Raw genomic sequence first — 25,223 nt, 5'->3', positions numbered from 1 at the left:
AACTTTATCACGAACACATACTCCATAGATATTGCAGTTGTTCTAAGGATAATCTTGCGACGATTTGATAGCCATTACCTTTACCAAGTGGTTTTACTACAACAGTGCCCATATATGGAATGGTTCCTAAACCTACATCTTTTGGAAAACTATGAGCAACCATTACTTTGTTTTTACCCATACTTGGGAGTAATTCTAATTCTGATTGAAGGTTATTTAAAATTCTCTGCTGTTCCAATGGATTTAAGTTCGTGTCTAATTTAAAAATGTCAAAGCCAATAGGATCCACTTGAACGTTCATACCGCCAAAGGCTAGAGCAGCTGTTTCTATCGTTCTACAAAACGGACTTGCGAGTATAGGATATTCAATTGGAATGTGTAAGTTTCGAATGATGTTGCCATATAAAGTGGCTTGCATTCTTCCATTATCGCTAAGATTTCTTTGGGTATTGCAGTTATTAAAATCTAGATATGGTTGGTCTGTTCCAATGTTAGCTTCTCCGTGTCGGGTATATAAAATATATCCGCCTTGTTGGAGAGAATTCAGTAACGAAGGTTCTCCGCATTCTTTTTGAAGATAGGTCATTCAATTATTCCCCCTCGTTTATCGCATAGTTTACTATATGCATTTGCTTGGATTTTCTTGGGATATTGCCTATCTAAAAGTGAATTCTCTTTTATAGAGGAGAAAAGTTATAATGACTTATATAGAAATAGTTGTTGTAAGGATGTGAAAATAATGATTAATGCCATTATTTTATTTATACTAGCAGGACTAGCAGAAATCGGTGGCGGATATTTAATATGGCTGTGTTTGAGGGATGGTAAGCCCTTATATTGGGGAGTATTTGGCGGGATTATATTAGTTATCTATGGGGTTATTGCAACATTCCAAAGTTTTCCTTATTTCGGTAGAGTATACGCAGCGTATGGCGGTGTATTTATCGTACTTTCAATATTATGGGGGTGGGGAGTTGATAGAGAAACACCAGATTTATATGATTGGATGGGAGCGGCTGTCTGTATAATAGGTGCTTCAATCATACTATTTGCACCGAGACATTAGCTGTTATTAAGGAATAGGGAGGATAGATATGGAATTTTTCTATGCAACAAGGATTCATTATCTACGAAGGAATCGCTTTTATAAGATATATGTGAAAGAGGAAGAACTATGGCTTGGACAAATAGGTAGACAATTTTATGGAGAAAAAGATTATTACGGAAATTCCATAATTCTTGGGATCTTATATTGGCTATTACGTAAAATATGGGTTGTTCCTAGAGGAAAAAAGAAAGAAGCAAAATTGGATAATATAACTTCGCGTGACCAATTTTTAAAACAAAGAGGGAATGTAATTATTCGATTTGAAGACATTATAAAGGTGAAAATTAATGAGCTAGAATCTATGCTAACATCACAATCTAATAATGGAACATTAACATTAACTTTAGAGGGTCCAAATGAGCTAGAGCTTATTTTAGAGGAAAAGACAAATCTGTTACAGTTAGAAGATGTTTTTCATTCTATTCCGGTAAAACGAGTGGATTACTTGTGGTAAATGACCAAGATTATAGAAAGTAGGACGGTTATAGATGGATGATATCAAAAAGCAGAAGGAGAAAAAGGATAAGAAAACGAATAATATAAGAGATTTATTTGAGGGGATTCGAGATGATATTTTAGGTAATGTAATCATGAATATATTATTATTTATTCCAAAAATGATTTGGGGATTGGTAAAAAGGATTTTCTCAAACTAAGTATCAAAATACATAGATTAAAAAAATGAAGACGACACCGAAATTAGTGGCGTCTTTTCATATAAACGATTGTTTTTTATCTTTGCTGAAATGGATCAATTCTTTCCAAAGAAGAATGTTTTAATAGCCTGAATAGCGAATAATTCCGATGGCAAATAAAAGAAACAGCATAAATGTATGATGTGATAGATGCATCTGACCAAACAATACTTTGCCATTTAACATTCTTGAACTAATAACAAGGATACTTAAAAGAATAAATAGTTGAATGGAAATAGTCATAAAGACAATCATCATAAAAAATAAGAAATGCACAACTACATAATAGATAACTGTTATTAGTTTAATAGTATTTGTATTTTCCTTTTTTTGCTGATAGCCCCATAAAATAATTGCTATTAAACTTAAACAAACATAAATAGTGATCAATACAGTACTAACCATATGAAATCCTCCTCGTTCCAGTTTTCAATAGAGTAAAGTATGGGGTTAACCCCACGTCAAGCTGAAAGGAGAATAAAATGAAAATCAGTAAATTTATAGAGGCAGTGTGTACGACAAAAGATACTGTACGTCATTATGAGGAATTAGGAATATTAAACCCTATAAGGAAGGAGAAAAATGCTAGGGACTATTCAGAAAAGGATATCGAGGATTTTAATGTAATTAAGGAACTACAAAATCTTGGATTTACACTGAAAGATATACAAATCATTTTTCAGATTAAACGTGAAACAAAATGTAACTCCGATGAACTAATATCTACAGTTTTATCAATATTAATAGCAAGAAAAAAATCATTTGAAGAGGAATTGATTGAGCTTCAAGAAAAGATGCAAAACCTAGAAGAACTAATTACTCAAATATCAAAAATCAAAAGGGGTAGGAGGTGATACTATGCTCAATTATCATTTGGTGAGCGATTACCGAAACAATAAAATATACAGGGAAAGTTTTTTTGAGTTGGCTAAATCAGTTTTTGATATTGATTTTACTAAGTGGTATGAAAAAGGATGTTGGAATGACAATTACATTTGCTATTCATATGTTGATAATGATCGAATCATTGCAAATGCCTCGATTAGTAAAATGACGATTGTTTTAAAAGGTAAAGAATATAAAGCTATACAAATTGGCACTGTCATGACACATCCAGATTATCGAAACCAAGGTCTTTCAAAGAAATTAATGAATTATATTATCGAACAATATGAAAAAGAGTATGATTTTATCTACTTATTTGCGAATGATACAGTCCTAGATTTCTACCCTAAATTTGGATTCCAAAGGGTGAAAGAAAGTCATTTTATATTAAATATGTCAGCATTGCGAAGACAAAAAATAAAAATGAGTACTTTACGGCAATTAGATATTAATAATCAATATGATTTTAATTTGCTAGAAAGTTTCGCCGCGGAGAGAATACCTGTATCTTCGGTTTTAGGCGTAAAAAATAACGAACATCTGTTAATGTTCTATTTTATCTTAGTCTTTAGTGATGCTATTTTTTATATCGAAGAGGAAGATACGATTGTTATATGTAAGCAAGAGGGTACGCATCTGCATGTCTTTGATTTGATCAGTAAAAAAAGAGTAAATATCGAAATGATATTGAGTGGGATTGTCTCAAGAAATACAGAAACAGTTCATCTTTATTTTACGCCTGAGGATGATACAAATGTTCAGACAGAGTTTATAAAAGATGGCGAAGATACACTGTTCATAAGGCCTATGTTAAAGGACACTGCAAAGCACTTTCTATTTCCTATTACTTCACATGCATAAATTTGAAGAATGAAAGCTTGATATTTTACTGAAAAATCTAAATTATTAATTTATTACAAATTATATATGATACAATAAACTATAAAATTTCATAGCTGAAGAAGGAGGAACTTAGTTTGGCACAAGCATTACTCGTTATAGATGCACAGCAAGAATTAATGGATGGTAGTTTTGAGCAGCAAGGTGTTTTTGAGAAAGATAAAGTAATTCAAAATATTAATAGAGTTATTGAAAAAGCGCTAGATGAAAATATTCATATTATTTTTATACGTGACACGGATGTGGCAAATGGAGAGGGTAGTGGTTTTCAAATTCACAAAGGGATTAATGTTCCTCCTAAGGCAGCCATCTTTGATAAAGCTGCAACCAATTCTTTTTACGGAACGCCCTTACTTGCCTATTTAAATGACCATAAAATTGGACATATCGTCATTATGGGATGTAAGACTGAGCATTGTGTTGACACAGCAGTGAGGACTGCAACGATTAACCATTTTGATGTAACACTAGTAGGAGACGGACATTCCACTGTAGATTCAGATGTATTATCTGCAGAGCAAATCATTCATCATCATAATGCGACATTACATGGGCATTACAATGTGGACAATTTTTCAATTGTTCGAAGTGCGGATGAAAATGTATTTAAACCTACTCATGATTCTTATCGATAAAGATAGGGCTCTTTGACGATCGACTTTATAGGATAATCGATACATAGGGAAAATCTATGATAAATAGGTAAGAATGGCAGGTGTTAAAATAAATGCCCATACTACAGTCATCAAAGCACCTACAATAGTAGATAGAGTAGCACTTGAGCCAGCTAAGTCACCACTTTCAAATGCTTTAGTAGCTCCGAGTACGTTGGCACCCATTCCGTACATCATTCCAATCACTAATGGATGCTTAAAAGAAAAGAGTTTAATCAGTTTTGGACCAAGATATACTCCAGCAAAACTCGTTAGCATTACAAAAACAGCAGTTAGTGTTGGTATCCCGCCAAATGACTCTGATAAGTTCACTGCGATTGGCATCGTAATAGAGCGAGGTATAATACTAATCTCTGAGTGGAGTCCCATTCCTAAGAAGTAAGAAGTTAATACACCTGCGACAATAGCAACCAATGAGCCAATCATTAAACTAAAAAGAATGATACGCCAGTTCGAAGCAAGTACATTCCAATTGCGATAAAGAGGGATAGCAAAAGCAACCGTCACTACATTTAACATCATATTGAATAAAGAAGTAGCATCCACATACTCTTCATAGGGCAAGCGAGCGATCAAGAGGAAAGAGATCATGACAATAGGTGTGATAATGATAGGTGAGAATAATAGTCCAGGCAACTTTTTATTAAACCTTTTAGCTATGAGATAAACAAAAACGGTCATAACAACACTGAATAGTTTTAGCAACATATTAATGTTTCACCGCCTTTAGTTTTAAAAGGGTTTTGGAAACAATACCTGTTGCTGCCATAGCAAGTGTGGTCCCCACAACGACTGCTAATACTACAAGAATTCCTTTTGTTCCAATAAGCCATGGGTAATTCATGATTCCTACCATTGCAGGAATAAAGAATAGTAGCATCTCAGAAAAGAGAAGTGCAGAGCCTGCCTCAACCCAATCTAACTTAATCCATCCCATATGAAGACATGCGAGTAATAACACTAGACCTATTATGCTTCCCGGGATATGCAAATTGAAAGAGGAAACGATCAATTGTCCGAGTACAGTAAAGCAAATAATGATGATGATTTGAAGTAAATTCAATAACCACTTTTTCAATAAAGTCACCCCCGCATTCGATTTACTCATAATTTTAGGGGCTATTTTTCAATTCGTAAAATATATAAATCCTATAATCTCTATGCAAAAAAGTTATACGCTAACCGTGCAAAGGATTATTGGCTTCAATGTATCGAATAAATTCTCGAGCTGCATATGATAGATATTTATCCTTTTTATAAATGAGAGCCAATTCCCAATCGATATGTGGTCGAGAGATTGGAATAGCATGAATAAGAGGGTTATTAAAGCGATGAATCATGGATTTGGGTACCAAGGAAATGCCCAATTTCGATGCTACCATTTCGCCAACTAAATCCCATAAAGAACTTGTATAAGCTACTTTTGGGTTAAATCCTACCTGTATGCATGCATATTTAACGCGATCATGAAGGATGAAATCTTCTGTAAAGAGGATGAAAGATTCGTTTTTCAATTCTTTTAAGCGAACATCCTTTTTGCAAGCAAGCCGATGATGAGAATCTACAATCAGCACTAGTTCTTCAGATAACAACGGTACTGTTTCAAAATGAGAACTAACTGGAAGTACTGTGACCCCTAAATCAATCTCACCATTTTCCACATGATGCTCCAATAACTTTGCACTATATTCAACCATATGGATATCAATTTGTGGGTATTCCTTTTTAAACCCGCCGATTAAAGTAGGGAAAAGTAATACGCCTACAGTAGGCATTAAACCTAATTTTACAGTTCCTTTTTTTATATCAACTAACTCATTTACAGAAGAAGCAATACCATCCACTACTCGCAATGCATCTAAAGCTTGTTCATAAACAACTTTCCCTACATCTGTAAGCTCAATTTCCTTTTCGGAGCGGTCTAGTAAAGTCACTTTTAATTCTGCCTCAAGTCCTTTGACCATTTTGCTGATAGATGGTTGGGAGACAAACAAAGTTTCAGACGCTTTGGTAAAACTCTTCTGTTTGGCTACTTCTACAAAATATCTAAGTTGACGAATATCCATATATTCTCCTCCTGAATAATGATTGAAGCATTCTTTTAAGAACGTTGTTGTTTCTAGTAGTATAGCATTTTTAAGTAATATTTCGCCGAATGTTTAGAATAAACAAACATTATGTATTTGGCCGTTATTGAGAAAAAATACTCTTTACAAATTCTCTTATGCAATGTATATTCGTATAACAGTATATTCAAATAATCAGATATTCAGTTATTTAAAAGTAAAGAAAGAAGGAGATAATAATGCTGAAAAAATCAATTTTTTCAGGAAGATATACAGACTACTCCTTTAAGAGTTTCCAAAAAGATTTACTATCAGGGCTAATAGTTGCAGTGATTGCAATTCCATTAGGTATGGGGTTTGCAATTGCTTCAGGAGTAAAACCAGAGTATGGAATATATACAACTATTGTTGCTGGGATTTTAATATCACTTTTGGGTGGTTCGAAATATCAAATTGGTGGTCCTACAGGAGCATTTATACCAATCTTATTTGGTATCGTCATAACATATGGTTATCACGATTTATTAATAGCGGGTTTTTTAGCCGGAATCTTACTTATTTTGATGGGCGTTTTTAAGCTTGGATCTCTCATAAGATTTATACCGAGACCAGTGACTATTGGGTTTACGACAGGAATAGCTGTAACTATTTTTGTTGGGCAAATTGCAAATTTTTTAGGGCTTCAAAATGTTAAAAGCAAAGAATTTTTTATAGAGAATTTGAAAGAAATTGCAGTTCACTTATATACAGTGAATATATATAGTATTTTAACTGCCTGTATATGTTTGTTTTTTATTTTATTCATACCAAAATGGTTTCCAAAAGTACCTGGGCCTTTAATAGGGATTGTTGTTTCTACGATTATTGCAACCATCTTCTTCCCGACAGAAGTTGCAACAATTGGCTCTAAGTATGGGGAAATTCCAAACTCTTTGCCGCAGTTTCAATTCCCTGATTTGACTTGGGAAAGAATTGTTCATCTTATAAAGCCAGCATTCGTAATTGCAATTCTTGGTAGTATCGAATCATTATTGTCTGCAGTTGTGGCTGACGGTATGACAAGTAGTAAACACAACAGTAATCGAGAGCTCATAGGACAAGGAGTTGCCAATATGGTAACGCCACTCTTTGGCGGTATTCCAGCAACAGGTGCTATTGCAAGAACAGCTACAAATATTAAAACAGGTGCTGTATCACCTATGTCTGGTATTATACACGGTTTGGTTGTATTTCTAATATTAGTCCTTTTTGCTCCATATGCGACTAATATTCCACTCGCAAGTATGGCACCTGTTTTAATGGTAGTTGCATGGAATATGAGTGAAAAGAAGGTATTTTACCATGTGTTAAAAACGAAAACGAGTGATTCACTAGTCATTGTCGTAACGTTTATATTAACTGTTTTCATTAATTTAACTGTGGCAGTAGAGTTTGGTCTATTACTGGCAGTGATTTTATTCATAAAGAATATGAGTTACCATATGGTTACGAAAAAAGCTTTGCCAAATCATTCTAGAAAAAATGCAAAAGTAGAGGAGCAAGATTCACATTCACAACATGGTTGCCCACAAATTAGTATGTTCAATATTGAAGGACCACTGTTCTTTGGTGCAGCTCAATCTTTTGCGGAAGATATTATGAATACTATTAACTACCAACCAAAAGTCTTACTTTTAAGAATGAACAAAGTGCCTTTTATTGATACTACGGGAAATTATTATTTATCAAGTATTGTAAAAGATTTCTCAAAACATGGAATGATCTTGATATCTGGGTTAAAAGAAGAGCCTAAAGCGTTTCTTAAAAGAACGGGGTTGTATAATCTAATAGGTGAAGAACATTTCTTTGATCATACAGGAGAAGCAATCGATTATGCACTACTACAATTAGAGAAAAATAAATGTATTGGGTGTAAGAGATTTATTTTTAATGAATGTAAATCATTATCCGGTATAAAAGATTAAGACTACGCATGGAAGTCCGTTATAATTAAAAGTAACAAGACTTGATTTGTTTTGGAGAAAAAGCATGTAAAAATACGTTATACGTTTTATATGTAGGAAGTGGGGAATTACGTTGAATAAAGGACTACATGAGTTTAAAGCGGATTTTTTTAAAGCACTTGCCCATCCATTAAGAATCCAAATTCTCGAAGTTTTATCTGAAGGTGATCGGAGTGTCAATGAAATTCAAACCCAGCTAGGCAGTGAAGGATCTGCTGTTTCTCAACAGTTAACAGTACTAAGGGCAAAAAATATTGTTTATGGTACAAAGGATGGGAATCGTGTAATTTATTCATTAAGAGATCCTATGATAATTGAATTGTTGGAAGTTGCTAAACAAATTTTCAATAATCATCTTGTAGATGCAATCACGTTACTTGATCAAATGAAAGAAGAATAGTGTAAATCGCAAAAACTCGGACAGAAATTTATCTTCTATCCGAGTTTTTGTTTGATTATATTAAATTGATCATGCCATGTTGTTCAATTTGATTAAAATGCCCAATCACCATTACGGAAAATAGGTACAACTGTGCCATCTTGTTTGATGCCATCAATATCCATCTTGTTAGAACCAATCATGAAATCGACGTGAACTGTGGATGTGTTCATTCCGTGTTCTAGTAACTCTTCTTGGCTCATTTTTGTCCCACCTTGAATGGTAGTTGGATATGCAGCACCAATTGCTAAGTGGTTAGATGCGTTTTCGTCGTAAAGAGTTGTATAGAAAGTAATACCTGATTGGGAAATAGGTGATGGGTCTGGGACAAGTGCAACCTCTCCTAAACCTGTTGCTCCTTCATTGTCATGTACGAGTTTTTTAATTGTTTCATCGCCTTTTTCAGCAGATATATCAACAATTTGCCCACCTTTAAAGTGTACTTCGATGCCCTCGATTAATGTACCTGCATAGCTTAATGGTTTTGTACTACGTACGACACCTTCCATGCGATGGGTATCTGGAGCAGTGAAGACTTCTTCTGTTGGCATATTTGCGATAAATTCTTCACCTTTTGGATTGAAACTACCTGCACTAGCCCAGATGTGGTTCTTTGGTAAGCCTAATGTTAAATCTGTACCAGGAGCAGTATAATGCAAAGCATCAAATTGGATTTCGTTTAGTTTTGCTGCCTTTTTGTTTAACGTATCTTTATGTTCATCCCAAGCAACGATCGGATCATCTGCATAGACACGACAAGTTTTAAAAATTTGATCCCATAAAGCATCTACTTGTTCTTCAGAAGTAGCTAATTCAGGGAATACATGTGCAGCCCAACCAGCTCCAGCTGCTGCTGCAACAGTCCATTTTAAGTCATCATTTTGAGTTGCTTTACGTTGAGCGATGAATGCTTTGCTAAAAACGTTTTGATAAGCGGCAACTTTTGCGGGATCTACTTCATTTAGTAAGCCAGGATCACTTGAAATGATTGATAGGCGACAGACATGATGATTTAATACATGATCTTCAGATTCTTGAATTTCATATTCAGGAATATCCGTTAATACTTCAACAGGTTGATGTAGATAATGAAGCTTGCTAATTTCATCGTCAGCCCATTTAACAATGACTTTTTCAGCACCTAAGGCATAAGCTTCTTTTGTGACCAGACGGGCTAAAGGCGCTTGATCGATTGAAATTGTCATCTTTACCCAATCTCCAGGTTGAACATTGATACCTTTTGCTACCAAAAGTTTTGCATATTTCAGTAAATTTTCTTCAAAGTTAGCTAACATTTATCCTTGCCCCCAAATTATTATTTTCATTGATTATATTATCATAATAAAATGTAAATTCCGAAATATTAGCCTATCTTATTATTCGGAAAATGAAATAATTTAAGATGAATAGTTTGGAGAACAATCCATCAAATGATTATATTCTTGCTCGATTAAATTAGTATCTATCCTTTCAAATAGTGGTCTCACATCGTATACCTGACGTGGAATATCAGTTTGCTCTTGCCATTCCACTTTTTTTATACGAAACATTTCTTTAATTTTATCTGTTGAGAAAGGCAGGAAAGGGTGCAACAGTTGAGCTAGATTTAAAATAATGTAGGTGCATGTATATAATGTGTTTTCTCCTTCATTCTTGTTTTGCTTTACTTGAATCCACGGTTGTTGAATATCAAAGTATTTGTTAGCATGACGAATGTATTTGAAAATTTCCTCTAGAGCTTGTTTAAAATGTCCATCCTCGATTAGTCTTCCGACGCTGCTATAGAGTTGGAACGTCTCATTTTGAATATCCTTATTGATCATGCCCACTGGTATTTTTCCTTCAAATGATTTTTCGATAAACTTGAATGTTCTATTAACGAAGTTTCCGTAAGCTCCGAGTAATTCACCATTATGGCTTAAAATAAATTCTCGCCATGAGAAATCAGTATCTCGATTTTCAGGAGCATTAATCGTGAGAAAATAACGTATAGAGTCTGGATCATATTTTCGTGTTATATAAGGTATCCAAACTGCCCAGTTTTGACTTGTAGATAGTTTGCGTTTTTCTAAAGTTAGATATTCATTGGAAATAATATGAGTTGGTAAAGCTTGATTGCCAATTGCCATTAATATAGATGGCCAAATAATTGTATGAAATGGAATATTATCTTTTCCATGAATATAGTAAGAAGTTGTATGGTCATTCCACCAATCTTCTATATTTTCATTGTGTTGCTTGGCCCATTCAATGCTGGCTGTTAAATAACCTGAAACAGCTTCAATCCATACGTAGATTTTCTTGTCTTCGAAGCCTTCAATAGGGACTGAGATACCATTTGGTAAATCACGTGTTACCGCACGATCAGGAACACCTTCAGCTAAATAACGCTTTGTAAGTTGTATGGCATTGTCACGCCATCGATGGTCATTTTCAGCTTGTTGGATAAAGTTTTCTAAAGCCTGTTGAAAATGACTAAATTCAAAATAAAAATGTTCGGTTTCTTTAATGACGGGTTCATGTCCACAGATTTTACAACGTTTGTCGATTAAATCAAGTGGATCAAGTATAGAAGAACAGTGATCACATTGATCTCCTCTAGCTTTAGCTCCGCAAATTGGACATATACCTTCTACAAAACGATCCGGTAGAAACTGGTTATCGTATTCACAATAAGTTTGCTCGATCGCCTTTTTATATAAATAACCATTATCTAATAATAGTTTGAAAATATTTTGCACAGACTGATGATGATGTCCCTCATCTGTTCGCGTATAGAAATCATAAGTAAAACCAAGTTGTTTGAAGTTATTTTGAAACTCCCTATGATATCGATTCGCGATAGCTTCAGTTGTTGTATGTTCCTGATTGGCTCTAATAGAAATTGGTGTACCGTTGCAGTCACTCCCTGAAATGTATAATACTTTTTCGCCTTTCTGTCTATAATATCTTGCCAAGATATCTCCTGGTAATAGTGCAGCAATATGCCCTAAATGGAGTGAACCATTTGCATATGGCCATGCACCGCCGATAACAATTGTCATTTTTCATCCCTCCAAATTAAAATAAAAAAACGTCCTAATCTATAAAAGATTAGGACGAGTATACTCGTGGTACCACCTAGGTTTACAAATAGCTCACACTATTTGTCTTTATCAGTACGTCTTGAAAAGAGATACTGCTTCCGTTGTAACGAGTGTCTTCTCGTCGTATTCTACTCGAAGTTTCTTTCGATACGAAGCTCAAAGGCCATTTTCAATTAGGTTCAAGATGCTTCATTTCCACCATCAGAAGCTCTCTATAATCATTCCCTTATCTACTTTCCCTCATCATAACTATTTTCTATAAATTTACAATAGTATAACGGATAATATTGTAAATTACAAGAAGATTATTCGCACACGTAGTATGCCCTCAAAACGGTTTTTTATCGCCTTCTTTAGATATTTCAAAAGACATTTTAAAAGCATAAATTATTGAGTTCGGCAGATATTAAAGTCACAATGTATTTTGAAAATTTTCTTTGGGGGTGAAATATTGAAACGAAACATTTTAATACTCATAACTGTTTGCGTTTTACTCATCTCCATTTCTTATGCAAGCTTTAGTTATGCATCGGATAAGGGTAGGCAATATTATGAGAAAACAGGGCAAGTGTTGTGGGATGTTAAAACAGATGAAAAAGTGATTGCTTTAACATTTGATGATGGACCGGATCCTAGGTATACATCACAAATTTTAGAACTATTAGCGAAATATGATGCGAAAGGGACTTTTTTTGTGTTGGGAAAAAGTGCTGAAAAATATCCAGAAGTGATTAAACGACAATTCAATGAAGGGCATGAAATAGCTAATCATACTTATTCACATGTATTTAAAGCTTCGGGAAGGCGATTACAAGAAGAACTAAAGAAAACAAATGATATTATTTATAGTATTACGGGGTATGCCCCAACTCTGTTTCGTCCAGTAGGTGGAATTTATACAGATGATATTATAAATACCGCTTATGATAGTGGTTATAAAGTTGTTATTTGGTCATGGCATCTAGATACATTGGATTGGAAAAATCCAGGCGTTAGAAGAATTGCAAATAAAGTTTTAAATGGTACTTCCCCGGGTAATGTAGTGCTTTTCCATGATGGAGGGGGCAATCGTACTCAAACAGTTAAAGCATTAGAAATTATTTTACCCCAACTTGAAAAAGAAGGATATAAATTTGTTACAATTTCCGAATTAATGGGAGAAAAAAACCCTCGTATAAGTAAATGAACATAGGGTAAGGATATTTCGAAAGAATAATCCTTACTCTAATTATGTTTGAGTAAATAAAGGACAATAAAATTGAAATTATCTTGAATTAATAATAATCTTGAATTGAAATATGAATAGGAGGAATTAACATGAAAGTAGTTGCGATTGTTGGTAGTATCCGTAAAGAATCTTATAATATGATGTTAGCAAAGTTTATTCAAAAACATTATGCAGATCAATTTGATTTGGAAATATTAAAATTAAATGATATTCCAATGTACAATCAAGATATTGAAAATGAAGCGCCTCAAGTTGTACTTGATTTTAAAGCAAAAGTAAAAGAAGCAGATGCAGTACTTTGGGTAACACCGGAATATAATGGTTCTATTCCAGGTGTTCTTGGAAATGCAATTGACTGGTTATCACGTGTAGATAAAGTGATGATTGGCAAACCGTCTATAATCATGGGTGCATCAATGGGGAACCTTGGTACTGTAAAAGCACAAATGCATTTACGTGACATCCTATTTGCACAAGGTCTTGGGTCACCTGTGTTACAAGGAAACGAAGTCTATGTAGGTGCAGCACATACAAAATTTGACGCTGAAGGCAATTTAATAGACGAAGGAACAGTTAAATTTTTAGATTCAGTAATAGCTAACTTTATGGAATGGATGAAATCATATCTTTCATAATGAATACGAAAATTATGGCTCCTATTAAAGGAGTCATTTTAATTACCCTTAAAAATCATGATTATATTTCTCTCAGAATAAATAATATTTAGTTCCTCTTTTAATAAGGAGTTTGTTACAATTGAATAGACATAATATTCTAATAAATAAAAAGGGATAATGATAATGAAAATTACATCGCTCCAATTATACCCGAAGCAAAAAGTAGTCCATTTCTTTATGCAACATTGGGGGACTACTGAAATGGTTATTTCATCGGGAATATATGATTGTAGCCAATTAGATGGATTTGTTTCGATTAATGATCAACAAGAAATCATTGGACTCATCACATATATTCTTCGAGATGAAGAATGCGAAATTATTTCATTAGATAGCATCGAAGAAAGTCGTGGAATTGGTACAAAACTTGTCCAAGAAGTAGAAAAAGTGGCTCTAAAAAAGGGTTGCAAACAAGTTATATTAATAACAACAAACGATAACTTAAATGCACTAAAGTTTTACCAAAAAAGAGGATATCACTTAACTCAAGTCTTGCCAAACGCAGTAGAAAAAGCAAGAACATACAAACCGGAGATACCGTTGATAGGATATGATGGTATTCCAATTAGAGATGAAATAAAGCTTCAAAAAACACTTGTTTGAATACAGTTGATGGGAGGTTGCGCATGAATACAGAATGGTTAAGAACATTTTTAGTGGCAGCCAAAACAGAAAATTTCGGGGAAACTGCTGAAAAACGTTTTTTAACACAATCTACTGTGACAAAACACATTCATCATTTGGAGAAAGAACTAAATACACCGTTATTTGAACGAAAAGGTAAAATAGTACGTTTAAATATGGCTGGTGCCCATTTCTACGTCAAAGCACAAAAATTAGTTGACATGCTTGATGAAACGCTAAGGAGTACACAAGCTTTTTTAGATGGTTATACGTCTCATCTAACAGTTGGTGCAGCCCCGCAGATTGCTAACTCAACATTACCAAAGATTATCGAGCATTTTAATGCCAATAAACCACATATTCAGATTTCGCTTGAACTATTAAATTCCAATCAGATAGGAGAAGCTGTTTACCGTGGTGTAGTAGATGTCGGTCTATCTAAAATAATACCTATACGAGAATTGCAGATTGAAATGATTGCAGATGAAGCTATTCAATTAGTGAGTTCACCCTCTAAAAGTGAAGTAGAGGCAACTGAATTATTGAAAAATGAGACCATTTTAACCCATGAATATGCACCATACTGGGAAGACATTCAGCATGTGCTTACAGGTAAATTTCCTTCACATAAAAGTATGCAAGTTAATCAAACTGAAGTTATAAAAAATTTTGTTAAGCAGGGACTGGGAATTGCATTTTTACCACAAAGTGTTGTGCAAAAAGAAGGAGAAGAAGGCATACTAAGGATTCAATCCTTAAACTTATTTCAGCAGATTACTTCGCAAACTTATTTTATTTCTAAATACATATCTAGTGATATTCAAGCTTTTTTAGAAAGTAGCAAAGCTATTTATAGTGCATTAACAGATTCTATAAACTGTTGAAGTTCAATATAAAAGGCATTCCACATTAATTGAAATGCCTTTCCTTTGTCTATTTAACTGCAACAAACCGGAGCCTCCAATAATCAGCAATCCAAGTATGTTCTTTATATAACTGAGGCTTTAAAATTTCTTCGCATAATTGAATAACATTCTGTTTTTGAGTATTAGATAAATGTTGAAAAATATTATTACTAAACATTTGCAACCAATTTCTGATCCCTTCATCTCCAATAAGCTGGGTTGGGCGTTCGTATAATGTCATCATCTTCACTTGGAAGCCTGCCCGTTCTAATAATTTACTATATTCCTCAGCTGTAGGAAAGTACCAAGGAAAGTAATCTTCAATATACGCATAACCCAATTCAGTCATACTTTGTTTAATCGCATTTACAATTGAAGAGATATTTCCTTTCCCACCCATTTCAGCAACAAAACGGCCATTTGACTTTAAAGCATCATAAACATTTTGTACAACGATTTCAGGTTGTTTGATCCAATGTAATACGGCATTAGAGAATACCGCATCAAATTGATGATGTACGTTAATTTGCGTAGCATCATTTACAGAAAATTGTAATTGTGGATATTTTGTTTGTGCTTGATGAATCATTGTTTCTGATGCATCGATGCCATGTACTAAGGCTCCTTGATTTGCAATTTTGTTAGCTAAATCTCCTGTACCACAGCCTAAATCTAAGATATTTTCACCTCTCTGTGGTGCTAGCAATTCGACTAAACCTCCGCCAAATTTTGAAATAAAATTGTGCTTTTGATCATATAAAACTGCATTCCATTCACTCATTTGACCATCTCCTTTTAATGAGCTTAACAGAGAATTTGAAAGTAGAGATATGATTGATAAAGGAAGTATTGATTCCAAAATGGAATAGTAAGAGTAGGTAAATTTATCCTTGAGTAGCTAATTCATAAATGCTACGATAAAAGTAACTTAAATATTTGCAGGGGGACACTTTTGTGTTGAGAAGGTAAAACCTGACCCTTGGAACCTGGCAGTTAACACTGACGTAGGGAGCAAAGTACATTCAAAGAAATTTTGTACAGTAGCTCTCCATAATTTGGAGAGTTTTTTTGTACCCAAAACAAATATTTATGTGCGGGGGGACACTTTTGTGTTGAGAAGGTAAAACCTGACCCTTGGAACCTGACAGTTAATACTGACGTAGGGAGCAACGTAACACTTTAAGTCTCTATGTCCATTCATGGAGACTTTTTTGCGTCTACGTCCAACTACTAAGGAGGACTTAGAATGACATTTTGTGAAGAAGTGAGAAAAGAAACAAATTTGTATTGGGAAGGAAGTTTTGAGCATCCGTTTGTAAAAGGATTGGTTAATGGGACGCTGCCAATTGGAAAATTCAAATTTTATATGATGCAGGATGCTTATTATTTAAAAAATTACACAAAAGTACTGGCTATTGCCGCATCAAAAGCAACGGCGAATGAAGATATTAACTATTTCCTAGAAACAGCCAGTTTTATCAATGCAGCTGAGCTTGAATTACATCGAACAGTTTTTCAAGAGCTCGGGTGTACAGAAAAAGAATTAGAAGAATTTGAACCTGCTCCAGCTGCATATAATTATGTAAGTCATATGTATAATGCAGCCCATAATGGTGATGTTGCAGAAGCATTCGCAGCAATGTTGCCGTGTCCTTGGCTGTATCAAGAAATCGGAGAAAAGTATAAAAATGCGAAACCCGGTGTCAAATTGTATGAAGAATGGATTGCTATGTACAGTTCCCCAGATTATAAAGAAAAAATTGAATTGCAAAAGTCGATGATGAATCGCTTTGCAGAAGAGCAACCTGAAAAAGTAGCACGATTAAAATCGCATTTTAAAAAAAGCTGTTATTATGAATGGAAGTTCTGGGAGATGCCTTGGACATTTGAAGATTGGAAAGGTGAAGTGACTAGCTATGAGTTTATCTAAAATTCGAATGACTAATCCTCTTATTCACTGCATGACGAATTATGTAGTAGCAAATTTTACTGCTAATGGGTTGCTAGCAATTGGTGCTTCACCGGTTATGGCAGATGAATCGTCAGAGGTAGAAGAAATGGTATCCAATGCATCTGCGTTATTGCTTAATATTGGAACGATTAACAATCGTACTAGGAAAGCAATGATACTTGCAGGGCGTAAGGCAAATAGTAGACAGATACCTGTTGTACTTGATCCTGTTGGTGTTGGTGCCACGGCATATCGAAAACAAACCGTTCAAGATTTATTGGTAGCAGTGCAAGTCGATTTAATCCGCTGTAATGCTGGGGAATTAGCAACAATTGCAGGTGTAGAGTGGCATGCGAAAGGTGTAGACAGTGGTGAAGGGGAAATTGATATTGAACAAGTGGCAAAACAAGTAGCGAGTCGATATCACTGTTTAGTTATTATAACAGGACCTTCAGATATATTAACAGATGGTGAAGAAGTGAGAAGTGTTACAGGTGGTCATCTATTGATGACACAAGTGACAGGAACAGGATGCTTACTTAGTTCCATTTGTGCGGCTGCTTTAGCAGTAGAGGGAGATAAGATGACAATTCTTCATGATGTGTTAAAAGATTATAAGGTAGTTGCAGAACGTGCTGCATCTGCGAATTTACTAGGATCTTTTCAAATAGAAGTGATTAATGGATTACACGATATATCTAGAGGTGATCAATGATGGATATTGTAATGACCATAGCAGGTTCTGATAGTAGTGGTGGTGCTGGTATTCAAGCTGACTTAAAAACCTTTCAAGAACTAGGTGTTTTCGGCACATCTGCTATTACTGCTTTAACTGCTCAAAATACATTGGGGGTAGAAGGTATTTTCCCTACATCATCTGTTTTTGTTAAACAACAAATTGATAGTGTGATGAAGGATCTACCAGTAAAGACAGTTAAAACAGGTATGTTGTTTTCTGCTGAAATTATAGAAGTTGTTGCTGAAAGTTTAAAAGATAAAGATATTCGTCTCGTGGTTGACCCAGTAATGATTGCCAAAGGAGGAGCATCTCTTCTTCAATTAGATGCCGTTGAAGCATTGAAAAACAAATTACTTCCACTTGCTACTGTTTTAACGCCCAATATTCCTGAAGCAGAAGTAATCAGTGGAATTACAATTGGAACACCCACAGATATTAAAAAGGCAGCCGATATTATATTGGATATGGGCGTTTCATGTGTTGTGATGAAGGGTGGACATTTAGAGGGAGAAGCTGCAATCGATAGAGTGTACTTTCGTGATGGTACAACATTTTCTATGCAAACAAAGCGAATTGAAACTAGACAAACACATGGAACAGGGTGCACTTTTTCATCTGCAATAGCGGCATTCTTAGGACAAGGGTTAAATTTACGTGAAGTTATTATCGAGGCAAAGAAATTTGTACAATTAGCAATTCAGAACCCTTTAAATATTGGTCATGGTCATGGTCCTACCAATCATTTTTCTTATAAAATTGCACAAGGGGTTTGTGAGGTGAAAATCGTTGAATCGAACTGATTTAGCTACCTATTTTATCATGGGAACAACAAACTGTAACCGTGCTCCACTTAGAGTTCTAGAGGAATCATTAAAGGCAGGAATAACTTTTTTTCAATTGAGAGAGAAAGGGAAGAATGCATTAAAAGGTATTGAGCTAGAAGATTTTGCAATAGCTTGTCAAACTCTTTGTAAAGAATACAATGTACCTTTTATCATCAATGATGACGTGGAACTAGCATTGAAGATTGACGCAGATGGTGTTCATGTAGGACAGGATGATACTGCACTAGAAGTAATTCGAACAAAATTCAAGGGTAAGATTGTTGGTGTATCCGTTCATACAGAACAAGAAATGAACAATGCTGTAAATGGTGGTGCGGATTATGTAGGGATTGGTCCAATATTTGAAACAAAGTCAAAATCAGATGCCAAAAAACCTTCAGGTGTAAGTTTTCTACATCATGCAAGAACCCTGTATCCAGAGTTTCCGATTGTTGCAATTGGTGGTATAACTGAACAAAATGCATCACAAGTTATACAAGCTGGAGCCGATGGTGTTGCTGTTATATCGGCAATTTGCAATAGTAAAAACATAAATGAAACTATAGAATCATTTAAATCATTCTCTAAATAATTTTAATAAAAAAAGGTAACTTATCGTCTGAAATTGGAAGATAAGTTACCTTTATTAGAATAATCAGTGAGTAACACAAAGTTTATGATCAATATTCAATGTAGGAGTATTTACCAAATGCCGGTTTCTCAGTTAATGTTTCAATTGGTATAATATCTTGTAATTCGATAGAAACATTAACTCCAAGTAAAGTAGATAGTTCTTTTTGTATTGATTTACTATCGATTTCTATTAAATATTGTGAAATAAAAACAATTGAACCATTTTCAATCCTCATTTTCCACATAAATGGAACTTGACTAAGAGAGTATACTGCTTCTTGAATGTCGTACAATTTTATCTCTTTTGTATTAATTGTTATTGCGTCATCCTTACGACCATAATGAACAAGAATATCGTTTTTATCGCCACAACTACAGTTGTTTGCTTTACGAATTTCTACTAGATCATTATTATAATATCGAAGAAGAGGCATACCTTCTCTACCAGAAGATAGTACGCAATTACCAATTGTGTTTGGTTGTACTAGATCTCCATTATCATCTACAACTTCAACTTTTACTTGAGGATGGTTAATGTGATAATGTCCATTTTGGCAAGTTACAAATAATCCCCCTGTTTCTGTACTACCGAACAATAAATAGACTGGAATACCCCATAATTTTTCAATGTATTTTTTTCTGGCAGGAGAAACTACTTCTCCACCTAAAACAAGTGCTCTTAAACCTTGAATAGGATATTGTTGCCCCATTTGTTTTCCGGTTTGATAAAGTTTTACTGCTTCAGTTGGGCCCAATGCTAAAATAGAGGGCGAAGTTCTATTTATTATTTCGATTACTCTTTTAAGGGGAGTTGCTTTACTCCATTGGTCGACCCCAATATGTCCTGCTTTGACTTTATTTGCTGCCCAGTACAAGATAAAAGCTGGTAATGCTACTGCGAACGGAAATCGGTTTAAAATAAGATCATTTTCGGTTAACTTGAGATCCGAACGTATTAATACATCTGCCTCTTGTTTTACATCATTATGACTGAACCAACTTGGTGTTGGTGTTCCAGTAGTTCCACTCGTTTCGTGATATGTAGAGATGTCTCGTTGGTTAACACCAAGGACGTCTTGTGGACTTACATTTCTTAAATCACTCTTAGTGGTAAAGGGAATGCTATTCCAGTTTTCTAAATCTATACTATCTAATTTTTTTTGATAAAATTTAGACTTTAATGCTTTCTCTATAAAGAACTTATTATTCATAGTGAAATCCCCCTAAATAACAATCTAATTTGAAAAGCGAAACAAACTAATCGATATTATCCTTTTTAGTTAAATATTCTTGAATAGTCGAATGGAGTTCTTCTATCATATTTCCACCGCTCAGCTGAACCTTTTTTGTGAAATCTACAGTTTTAGTAATTTCTTCAGACCCTGCAGCTAGTTGTTGGATTGCTGCTGAAACATCGGTGATTTGATTTGATACTTCCACAATTTCACTTTGAATAGTGCTAAAGGTATGCTTAATATCATTTGCACCTTGCACGCCATATTTTACTTTTTCTCTACCTTCTTCGATCAAGTCCACAGATTTTCCAACATTCATCTGAATAGATGAAACGATATCTATTATCTGATTGGAAGAATATTTCACTTCTTCTGACAATTTGCGAACTTCATCTGCTACAATGGCAAATCCATGTCCGTGCTCACCTGCTCGAGCTGCTTCAATGGCTGCATTTAATGCTAATAGATTAGTTTGACTAGAGATATCTGTTATCGTATTAACAATTTTTCCAATATCATTAGAGAATTTTGATAAATCCGTAAGAACATTTGATACGTTTTCAACAGATTCATTAATGGCATTCATTTGGTTTAGAACGATATCAAGTGATTCAAATCCTTTTGTGGTAGCCTCATTTGTTGATTGCGAAGTGCTTGCAACTGCTTCTGTACTTGTTGCAATTTGTTCTATACCATCTGAAATACTAATCATTAATTCGGTGCTTTTTTCTACATTTTGTGATTGAATGTTTGCACCATCCATAATCTTTTCTGTTAATGTACTTAGTTTTTTGAATTTATCTCTAAATTCATCTGTGGCTACCTTTTCCTTTGAAGAAGAATCTGTAGTTATTGTTTCAATTGCTGCCGATAACTCTGATTGTGTATCAATGGATTCAATAATAGTTTCTTTTTCTGTTGTTACAATATCTCTTATTCTAAAGAAAAGAAGCAAGGAGATTGCAATCGAAGAAACCATTGAAAGTAAGATCAACAAATGAAATCCATAAGTTAGAGCATTAGCAAGTAATAACCCATTAGGGACAATGATAAGTAACAAACAAATTACATAAATATTCTTTTTCCAATTCAAGTATAATAGCTCCTTTCTTAAAATCTTTATTTAAACCATATCTTGTTTATCGGTCAAAACTCCTATTATTTTTATGGGTAAAAATAATTATTGTATAGGAAAATGTGATTATAATTAAGATAAATTAATACCTTTATACTACTTTGAAGAGGAGATTAAAATAAATTAGTTTTTTCAAAGAATTTTGTGTCATATGGAATATAAATTCCTTTTTAGGATATTTAATTTTAGAAATGTAATTTTGATAGAGTATTTAAATAATCCTTTATTTATCATATATAACTGTTATATAATAGTTTCATTCTAAGTATTCTATATTTTCAAATAATTGGAATGCTATATAAATTAATGTTTTTAGTTTAAGGGGGATGAGGGAAATGAATGCGGTTTCAGTTGTTATTGGTTCAATTTGTATTTTAGTAATTGCTTATCGTCTTTATGGATACTTTTTTACGAATAAGGTTTTAAAAATCAACGAATCAGAACCAACACCTGCGCATGAATTGGAAGATGGTAAAGACTATGTTCCAACAAACAAATGGGTAACATTTGGACATCATTTTGCTGCAATTGCTGCCGCAGGTCCGCTAGTAGGCCCTATTTTAGCTGCACAGTTTGGTTATCTGCCAGGATTGCTTTGGTTATTAATAGGGGCAGTAATAGGTGGAGCTGTCCATGATGCAGTAGTATTGTTTGCTTCGATGAAGAAAAAGGGGAAATCTTTATCGGAAGTGGCTAAAGAGGAACTTGGTCCTGTAGCAGGTTTTTGTACAGGTTTAGCCATGCTATTTATTATCACAATTACAATGGCAGGTTTATCAATGGTTGTATTAAATGCACTTGTCCATAATCCTTGGGGAACATTTGCTGTAGGGATTACGATTCCAATTGCTATGCTTGTTGGTATTGCCTATAAGAAGACAGGAAATTTAGTGGCTACTTCAATAATAGGCTTTATTTTATTAATGATTGGTGTATTTATGGGACCTTATATTAAGGATACAGCCCTAGGCGAATTCTTAAACTTTGATATGAAAACGCTCGCAATTATTTTACCTGTTTATGCGTTTTTTGCTGCAGCACTTCCAGTATGGTTGCTATTAGCGCCTCGTGATTATTTAAGTAGTTTCATGAAAATTGGTGTATTTATTGCATTAATCATCGGTGTATTCTTTGTAAATCCGATGATTCAATTCCCAGCTGTTACGGACTTTATCCATGGTGGAGGACCTGTTATCGCAGGCCCAGTGTGGCCATTTGTTTCCATTACAATTGCGTGTGGGGCAATTTCTGGTTTCCATGCATTTGTTGGATCAGGTACAACACCTAAAATGATTAATAAATGGGAAGATATTAGAGCCGTCGGTTTTGGCGCTATGCTTGTAGAATGTTTGGTAGGCATTATGGCGTTAATCGCAGCAACTGCTTTAATGCCTGGTGATTATTTTGCGATTAACTCAACACCAGAAGTGTTTAAAACATTAGGTATGCAAACAGTGCATTTACCTGAACTGTCACAAGAAATTGGTATGGATTTAGAAGGTAGAACAGGTGGTGCAGTTACGTTAGCTGTCGGGATGAGCTATATTTTTGCTAAGATTCCTTGGTTCTATGATTTAGCAGCTTATTTCTATCAATTTGTCATAATGTTCGAAGCAGTATTTATCTTAACTGCAATTGATGCAGGTACTCGTGTAGCTCGTTATTTAATCCAAGATTTCTTTGGCGATGTGTATAAGCCTTTAAAACGTGTAGATTGGTTACCAGGCTCAATTTTTGCTAGTGCTCTAGCTTGTTTCATATGGGGGTATTTATTGTATTCAGGCGATATTAGTTCGATTTGGGTCCTATTCGGTGTATCAAACCAACTAATGGCATCTATTGGTCTTGTAATCGGAACAACCGTTGTCTTAAAAATTGCCGATAAACGTTGGTATGCACTAACTTGTTTAGTTCCTTTAGCTTACTTATATGTAACAGTAAACTATGCAGGATTCTGGATGATCAAAAATGTCTACTGGAATAGTGCAGCTACTGGGTATAAACCGTTAAATGGTATTTTATCGGTTATTATGTTAGCTCTTGGCCTGATCGTCGTAATTCTTGCTATTAAAAAATGGGCAGAATTATGGAAGAGTCCTAGATTTAAAAAGATTAATAAGCCTCGAACAAAAGCGGCTTAATCTATACTGAATAGTAATAGCATGCTAACTTAATCAGTTAGTGTGCTTTTATTTTTTCAAATCTATGTTTTTAAGAAGTTCTACTTCTAATCTCTATCCATCGATACTATAAATAGTAGTATAGAAAATTTGTGATAGAGGAGGAGTTGCTATTTTAAAGAAATCTCTTGTTGCGTTGATTCAGTTCTTACTTTCAATTGCTTTTATGTATTTTGGTTATTTAAAACTAACCGCTCATCCTATGCATGTAGAGAATTTCACTGAGGTGTATGGCTATGGAAAGACTATTATGTATTGTATAGGAGCAATTGAAGTAACATCTGGTATAGGGTTATTAATTGGTTTTATGAAAAAAGGTTTTGTTCCTATTTCAAGTGGAGCATTGGCTGTTGTAATGGTCGGTGCGATTACTACACATTTAAAGGTAGGACAAGGTATTGAAGTTGCTATGAAGCCCTTTATATTTTTTGTATTAAGCGTAGTTATATTTTTGGTATCAACTAGTGAAAGCGATGAAGACTAATTTTGATAGAAGAGTTACTAGAAAAGAAAAGCTTTAATAAAGGGCTATCTAATTGAAGATGGCCTATTTATATTTAGAAGTTTTTATTTTGAACTAAACACTTTTTACATAGCAAGACAAATATATTAGAGTGTTAAATAATAGTTACAATCATCTGGAAAAATAACAGGGGTTAGTAAATATGATAAAACGCTTTATAATTGCATGCATTTATGCGCTTCGATATGATTAAAATGATAATCATAATATGGAGGTATCACCTAAATGTATCGAAAAATAGAAGATTTTTTAGAAGATTGGACAGCTTCTTCAGATGGCACATTAAAAGTCATTAAAGCTATTACAAATGACAAAATGAATCAAGCGATTGTTGAAGGACATAATACACTTGGTTGGTTAGCATGGCATTTAGTAGGTGTAGGGGCTGCATTTGGGCATTTAGCAGAACTTCAAGTACCTGGACCAGGCCGCAGTCAAGAAATTCCAACAGATATTGCTGAAATCGTGGACGCTTATGAACAACTTTCAGAAGCCTTCAAAAAAGAAGTAGCAAAACTAACAGATGCTGACCTTTTAGAAGAAGTAAGTGGTTTTGGGGGTCCTATATTACGCGGGAAACTTTTAAACAAACTGATCGAACATCAAACACATCATCGTGGACAAATGACTGTATTACTTCGACAAGCTGGATTACCTGTACCAGGTGTCATGGGACCAACGAAAGAAATGCAACAACAATAATTAGTTAAAGA

29 protein-coding genes, 2 riboswitches and 1 other annotated feature are annotated in these 25,223 nt (G+C 34.4%); of the genes, 19 read left to right on the top strand and 10 right to left on the bottom strand.

Annotated elements, in window-relative coordinates:
- Window positions 1-7: 7 nt before the first annotated feature.
- Window positions 8-586, bottom strand: a complete 579-nt coding sequence (locus Q0977_RS05305; RefSeq protein ID WP_119416568.1) for a histidine phosphatase family protein — start codon at window positions 584-586, stop codon at window positions 8-10.
- Window positions 587-739: 153 nt separating this feature from the next.
- Between Q0977_RS05305 and Q0977_RS05300 the strand changes: the two genes are divergently transcribed.
- Genes Q0977_RS05300 through Q0977_RS05290 form a run of 3 tightly spaced genes read left to right on the top strand, consistent with a single transcriptional unit; the run spans window position 740 to window position 1,764 of the window.
- The gene (locus Q0977_RS05300) at window positions 740-1,066 is read left to right on the top strand and encodes a YnfA family protein (protein WP_119416569.1); all 327 of its coding nucleotides are present in this window, start codon (window positions 740-742) and stop codon (window positions 1,064-1,066) included.
- Between the two features lie 28 nt (window positions 1,067-1,094).
- A complete protein-coding gene (locus tag Q0977_RS05295; RefSeq protein ID WP_119416570.1) occupies window positions 1,095-1,562 on the top strand; it encodes a hypothetical protein in 468 nt (155 codons plus the stop codon).
- 34 nt (window positions 1,563-1,596) lie between these two features.
- On the top strand, window positions 1,597-1,764 hold the full coding sequence (locus Q0977_RS05290; protein WP_158582385.1) for a hypothetical protein: 168 nt from the start codon (window positions 1,597-1,599) through the stop codon (window positions 1,762-1,764).
- 120 nt (window positions 1,765-1,884) lie between these two features.
- On the opposite strand, the gene Q0977_RS05285 is transcribed toward Q0977_RS05290, so the two are convergent.
- A complete protein-coding gene (locus Q0977_RS05285) occupies window positions 1,885-2,208 on the bottom strand; it encodes a hypothetical protein (protein ID WP_299511165.1) in 324 nt (107 codons plus the stop codon).
- 77 nt (window positions 2,209-2,285) lie between these two features.
- Here Q0977_RS05285 and Q0977_RS05280 point away from each other — a divergent pair, with 77 nt between their 5' ends.
- The 3 genes from Q0977_RS05280 to Q0977_RS05270 all read left to right on the top strand — a co-directional run bounded on the left by Q0977_RS05280 (window position 2,286) and on the right by Q0977_RS05270 (window position 4,223).
- On the top strand, window positions 2,286-2,657 hold the full coding sequence (locus Q0977_RS05280) for a MerR family transcriptional regulator (RefSeq protein ID WP_119416572.1): 372 nt from the start codon (window positions 2,286-2,288) through the stop codon (window positions 2,655-2,657).
- Window positions 2,658-2,661: 4 nt separating this feature from the next.
- A complete protein-coding gene (locus Q0977_RS05275) occupies window positions 2,662-3,549 on the top strand; it encodes a GNAT family N-acetyltransferase (RefSeq protein ID WP_299511163.1) in 888 nt (295 codons plus the stop codon).
- Between the two features lie 116 nt (window positions 3,550-3,665).
- Window positions 3,666-4,223, top strand: a complete 558-nt coding sequence (locus Q0977_RS05270; protein WP_299511161.1) for a cysteine hydrolase family protein — start codon at window positions 3,666-3,668, stop codon at window positions 4,221-4,223.
- A 54-nt stretch (window positions 4,224-4,277) separates the two neighbouring features.
- On the opposite strand, the gene Q0977_RS05265 is transcribed toward Q0977_RS05270, so the two are convergent.
- From Q0977_RS05265 to Q0977_RS05255, 3 genes are all read right to left on the bottom strand, one after another.
- Window positions 4,278-4,970, bottom strand: a complete 693-nt coding sequence (locus Q0977_RS05265; RefSeq protein ID WP_299511160.1) for an LrgB family protein — start codon at window positions 4,968-4,970, stop codon at window positions 4,278-4,280.
- A gap of 1 nt (window position 4,971) precedes the next feature.
- The gene (locus tag Q0977_RS05260) at window positions 4,972-5,340 is read right to left on the bottom strand and encodes a CidA/LrgA family protein (protein ID WP_299511157.1); all 369 of its coding nucleotides are present in this window, start codon (window positions 5,338-5,340) and stop codon (window positions 4,972-4,974) included.
- 100 nt (window positions 5,341-5,440) lie between these two features.
- Complete coding sequence (locus Q0977_RS05255; protein WP_299511155.1) at window positions 5,441-6,328, bottom strand: LysR family transcriptional regulator; 888 nt, start codon at window positions 6,326-6,328, stop codon at window positions 5,441-5,443.
- A gap of 239 nt (window positions 6,329-6,567) precedes the next feature.
- Here Q0977_RS05255 and Q0977_RS05250 point away from each other — a divergent pair, with 239 nt between their 5' ends.
- Together Q0977_RS05250 and Q0977_RS05245 are read left to right on the top strand one after the other, a co-directional pair.
- Window positions 6,568-8,292, top strand: a complete 1,725-nt coding sequence (locus tag Q0977_RS05250) for a SulP family inorganic anion transporter (protein WP_299511153.1) — start codon at window positions 6,568-6,570, stop codon at window positions 8,290-8,292.
- Window positions 8,293-8,404: 112 nt separating this feature from the next.
- Window positions 8,405-8,731, top strand: coding sequence for a metalloregulator ArsR/SmtB family transcription factor (locus tag Q0977_RS05245; RefSeq protein WP_119416578.1), 327 nt, complete (start codon window positions 8,405-8,407; stop codon window positions 8,729-8,731).
- A 92-nt stretch (window positions 8,732-8,823) separates the two neighbouring features.
- On the opposite strand, the gene Q0977_RS05240 is transcribed toward Q0977_RS05245, so the two are convergent.
- Together Q0977_RS05240 and metG are read right to left on the bottom strand one after the other, a co-directional pair.
- A complete protein-coding gene (locus Q0977_RS05240) occupies window positions 8,824-10,065 on the bottom strand; it encodes an aminopeptidase (RefSeq protein WP_299511151.1) in 1,242 nt (413 codons plus the stop codon).
- A gap of 102 nt (window positions 10,066-10,167) precedes the next feature.
- Window positions 10,168-11,814, bottom strand: a complete 1,647-nt coding sequence (gene metG / locus Q0977_RS05235) for a methionine--tRNA ligase (protein WP_119416580.1) — start codon at window positions 11,812-11,814, stop codon at window positions 10,168-10,170.
- 47 nt (window positions 11,815-11,861) lie between these two features.
- Window positions 11,862-12,112: a binding site (T-box leader), on the bottom strand.
- Between the two features lie 195 nt (window positions 12,113-12,307).
- Between metG and Q0977_RS05230 the strand changes: the two genes are divergently transcribed.
- The 4 genes from Q0977_RS05230 (at window position 12,308) to Q0977_RS05215 (ending at window position 15,269) form a co-directional block, all read left to right on the top strand.
- Complete coding sequence (locus Q0977_RS05230; protein WP_299511149.1) at window positions 12,308-13,042, top strand: polysaccharide deacetylase family protein; 735 nt, start codon at window positions 12,308-12,310, stop codon at window positions 13,040-13,042.
- Between the two features lie 131 nt (window positions 13,043-13,173).
- Window positions 13,174-13,719: an NADPH-dependent FMN reductase gene (locus tag Q0977_RS05225; protein WP_124217434.1), complete on the top strand. Its 546-nt coding sequence runs from the start codon at window positions 13,174-13,176 to the stop codon at window positions 13,717-13,719.
- A gap of 165 nt (window positions 13,720-13,884) precedes the next feature.
- Window positions 13,885-14,364, top strand: coding sequence for a GNAT family N-acetyltransferase (locus Q0977_RS05220; protein WP_119416104.1), 480 nt, complete (start codon window positions 13,885-13,887; stop codon window positions 14,362-14,364).
- Window positions 14,365-14,387: 23 nt separating this feature from the next.
- A complete protein-coding gene (locus Q0977_RS05215; RefSeq protein WP_299511146.1) occupies window positions 14,388-15,269 on the top strand; it encodes a LysR family transcriptional regulator in 882 nt (293 codons plus the stop codon).
- 49 nt (window positions 15,270-15,318) lie between these two features.
- On the opposite strand, the gene Q0977_RS05210 is transcribed toward Q0977_RS05215, so the two are convergent.
- Window positions 15,319-16,071: a trans-aconitate 2-methyltransferase gene (locus Q0977_RS05210; protein ID WP_299511144.1), complete on the bottom strand. Its 753-nt coding sequence runs from the start codon at window positions 16,069-16,071 to the stop codon at window positions 15,319-15,321.
- Window positions 16,072-16,220: 149 nt separating this feature from the next.
- A riboswitch (TPP riboswitch) is annotated at window positions 16,221-16,318 on the top strand.
- Window positions 16,319-16,375: 57 nt separating this feature from the next.
- Window positions 16,376-16,473: riboswitch (TPP riboswitch) on the top strand.
- A 63-nt stretch (window positions 16,474-16,536) separates the two neighbouring features.
- On the opposite strand from Q0977_RS05210, the gene tenA reads away from it, so the two are divergent.
- Genes tenA through thiE form a run of 4 tightly spaced genes read left to right on the top strand, consistent with a single transcriptional unit; the run spans window position 16,537 to window position 19,396 of the window.
- Complete coding sequence (gene tenA, locus Q0977_RS05205) at window positions 16,537-17,220, top strand: thiaminase II (RefSeq protein WP_119416105.1); 684 nt, start codon at window positions 16,537-16,539, stop codon at window positions 17,218-17,220.
- Window positions 17,207-17,956 (top strand): hydroxyethylthiazole kinase, encoded by a 750-nt coding sequence (gene thiM, locus Q0977_RS05200; protein WP_119416106.1) that lies wholly within the window; start codon window positions 17,207-17,209, stop codon window positions 17,954-17,956. Before tenA ends, thiM begins: the two co-directional genes overlap by 14 nt.
- A complete protein-coding gene (gene thiD / locus Q0977_RS05195) occupies window positions 17,956-18,780 on the top strand; it encodes a bifunctional hydroxymethylpyrimidine kinase/phosphomethylpyrimidine kinase (protein WP_119416146.1) in 825 nt (274 codons plus the stop codon). The genes thiM and thiD overlap by 1 nt, the downstream gene beginning before the upstream one ends.
- Entirely contained in the window at window positions 18,767-19,396 is a 630-nt protein-coding gene (thiE, locus tag Q0977_RS05190) for a thiamine phosphate synthase (protein ID WP_119416107.1), read from the top strand. Before thiD ends, thiE begins: the two co-directional genes overlap by 14 nt.
- An 88-nt stretch (window positions 19,397-19,484) precedes the next feature.
- Here the strand turns inward: thiE and Q0977_RS05185 are convergent, their stop codons facing one another.
- Both Q0977_RS05185 and Q0977_RS05180 read right to left on the bottom strand, forming a co-directional pair.
- The gene (locus tag Q0977_RS05185; protein WP_299511140.1) at window positions 19,485-20,648 is read right to left on the bottom strand and encodes a phenylacetate--CoA ligase family protein; all 1,164 of its coding nucleotides are present in this window, start codon (window positions 20,646-20,648) and stop codon (window positions 19,485-19,487) included.
- A 46-nt stretch (window positions 20,649-20,694) separates the two neighbouring features.
- A complete protein-coding gene (locus Q0977_RS05180; RefSeq protein WP_299511138.1) occupies window positions 20,695-21,765 on the bottom strand; it encodes a methyl-accepting chemotaxis protein in 1,071 nt (356 codons plus the stop codon).
- Between the two features lie 377 nt (window positions 21,766-22,142).
- Here Q0977_RS05180 and cstA point away from each other — a divergent pair, with 377 nt between their 5' ends.
- From cstA to Q0977_RS05165, 3 genes are all read left to right on the top strand, one after another.
- Window positions 22,143-23,948, top strand: coding sequence for a carbon starvation protein CstA (cstA, locus tag Q0977_RS05175; protein WP_299511136.1), 1,806 nt, complete (start codon window positions 22,143-22,145; stop codon window positions 23,946-23,948).
- A 175-nt stretch (window positions 23,949-24,123) separates the two neighbouring features.
- On the top strand, window positions 24,124-24,471 hold the full coding sequence (locus tag Q0977_RS05170; RefSeq protein WP_124218595.1) for a DoxX family protein: 348 nt from the start codon (window positions 24,124-24,126) through the stop codon (window positions 24,469-24,471).
- Between the two features lie 264 nt (window positions 24,472-24,735).
- Entirely contained in the window at window positions 24,736-25,212 is a 477-nt protein-coding gene (locus Q0977_RS05165) for a DinB family protein (RefSeq protein ID WP_119416112.1), read from the top strand.
- Window positions 25,213-25,223 lie beyond the last annotated feature (11 nt).

This window comes from uncultured Rummeliibacillus sp. (genome assembly GCF_934216135.1).
In the GTDB taxonomy this organism is placed as follows: Bacteria; Bacillota; Bacilli; order Bacillales_A; family Planococcaceae; genus Rummeliibacillus.
The sequence above is the reverse complement of the archived record's forward strand: the minus strand, read 5'-3'. Positions and strand labels throughout refer to the sequence as shown.

Coding starts and splice junctions, on each gene's coding strand:
- Q0977_RS05305 (WP_119416568.1), bottom strand. CDS start 586: ATGACCTATCTTCAAAAAGAATGCGGAGAACCTTCGTTACTGAATTCT.
- Q0977_RS05300 (WP_119416569.1), top strand. CDS start 740: ATGATTAATGCCATTATTTTATTTATACTAGCAGGACTAGCAGAAATC.
- Q0977_RS05295 (WP_119416570.1), top strand. CDS start 1,095: ATGGAATTTTTCTATGCAACAAGGATTCATTATCTACGAAGGAATCGC.
- Q0977_RS05290 (WP_158582385.1), top strand. CDS start 1,597: ATGGATGATATCAAAAAGCAGAAGGAGAAAAAGGATAAGAAAACGAAT.
- Q0977_RS05285 (WP_299511165.1), bottom strand. CDS start 2,208: ATGGTTAGTACTGTATTGATCACTATTTATGTTTGTTTAAGTTTAATA.
- Q0977_RS05280 (WP_119416572.1), top strand. CDS start 2,286: ATGAAAATCAGTAAATTTATAGAGGCAGTGTGTACGACAAAAGATACT.
- Q0977_RS05275 (WP_299511163.1), top strand. CDS start 2,662: ATGCTCAATTATCATTTGGTGAGCGATTACCGAAACAATAAAATATAC.
- Q0977_RS05265 (WP_299511160.1), bottom strand. CDS start 4,970: ATGTTGCTAAAACTATTCAGTGTTGTTATGACCGTTTTTGTTTATCTC.
- Q0977_RS05255 (WP_299511155.1), bottom strand. CDS start 6,328: ATGGATATTCGTCAACTTAGATATTTTGTAGAAGTAGCCAAACAGAAG.
- Q0977_RS05250 (WP_299511153.1), top strand. CDS start 6,568: ATGCTGAAAAAATCAATTTTTTCAGGAAGATATACAGACTACTCCTTT.
- Q0977_RS05240 (WP_299511151.1), bottom strand. CDS start 10,065: ATGTTAGCTAACTTTGAAGAAAATTTACTGAAATATGCAAAACTTTTG.
- metG (WP_119416580.1), bottom strand. CDS start 11,814: ATGACAATTGTTATCGGCGGTGCATGGCCATATGCAAATGGTTCACTC.
- Q0977_RS05225 (WP_124217434.1), top strand. CDS start 13,174: ATGAAAGTAGTTGCGATTGTTGGTAGTATCCGTAAAGAATCTTATAAT.
- Q0977_RS05220 (WP_119416104.1), top strand. CDS start 13,885: ATGAAAATTACATCGCTCCAATTATACCCGAAGCAAAAAGTAGTCCAT.
- Q0977_RS05215 (WP_299511146.1), top strand. CDS start 14,388: ATGAATACAGAATGGTTAAGAACATTTTTAGTGGCAGCCAAAACAGAA.
- Q0977_RS05210 (WP_299511144.1), bottom strand. CDS start 16,071: ATGAGTGAATGGAATGCAGTTTTATATGATCAAAAGCACAATTTTATT.
- tenA (WP_119416105.1), top strand. CDS start 16,537: ATGACATTTTGTGAAGAAGTGAGAAAAGAAACAAATTTGTATTGGGAA.
- thiM (WP_119416106.1), top strand. CDS start 17,207: ATGAGTTTATCTAAAATTCGAATGACTAATCCTCTTATTCACTGCATG.
- thiD (WP_119416146.1), top strand. CDS start 17,956: ATGGATATTGTAATGACCATAGCAGGTTCTGATAGTAGTGGTGGTGCT.
- Q0977_RS05185 (WP_299511140.1), bottom strand. CDS start 20,648: ATGAATAATAAGTTCTTTATAGAGAAAGCATTAAAGTCTAAATTTTAT.
- cstA (WP_299511136.1), top strand. CDS start 22,143: ATGAATGCGGTTTCAGTTGTTATTGGTTCAATTTGTATTTTAGTAATT.
- Q0977_RS05165 (WP_119416112.1), top strand. CDS start 24,736: ATGTATCGAAAAATAGAAGATTTTTTAGAAGATTGGACAGCTTCTTCA.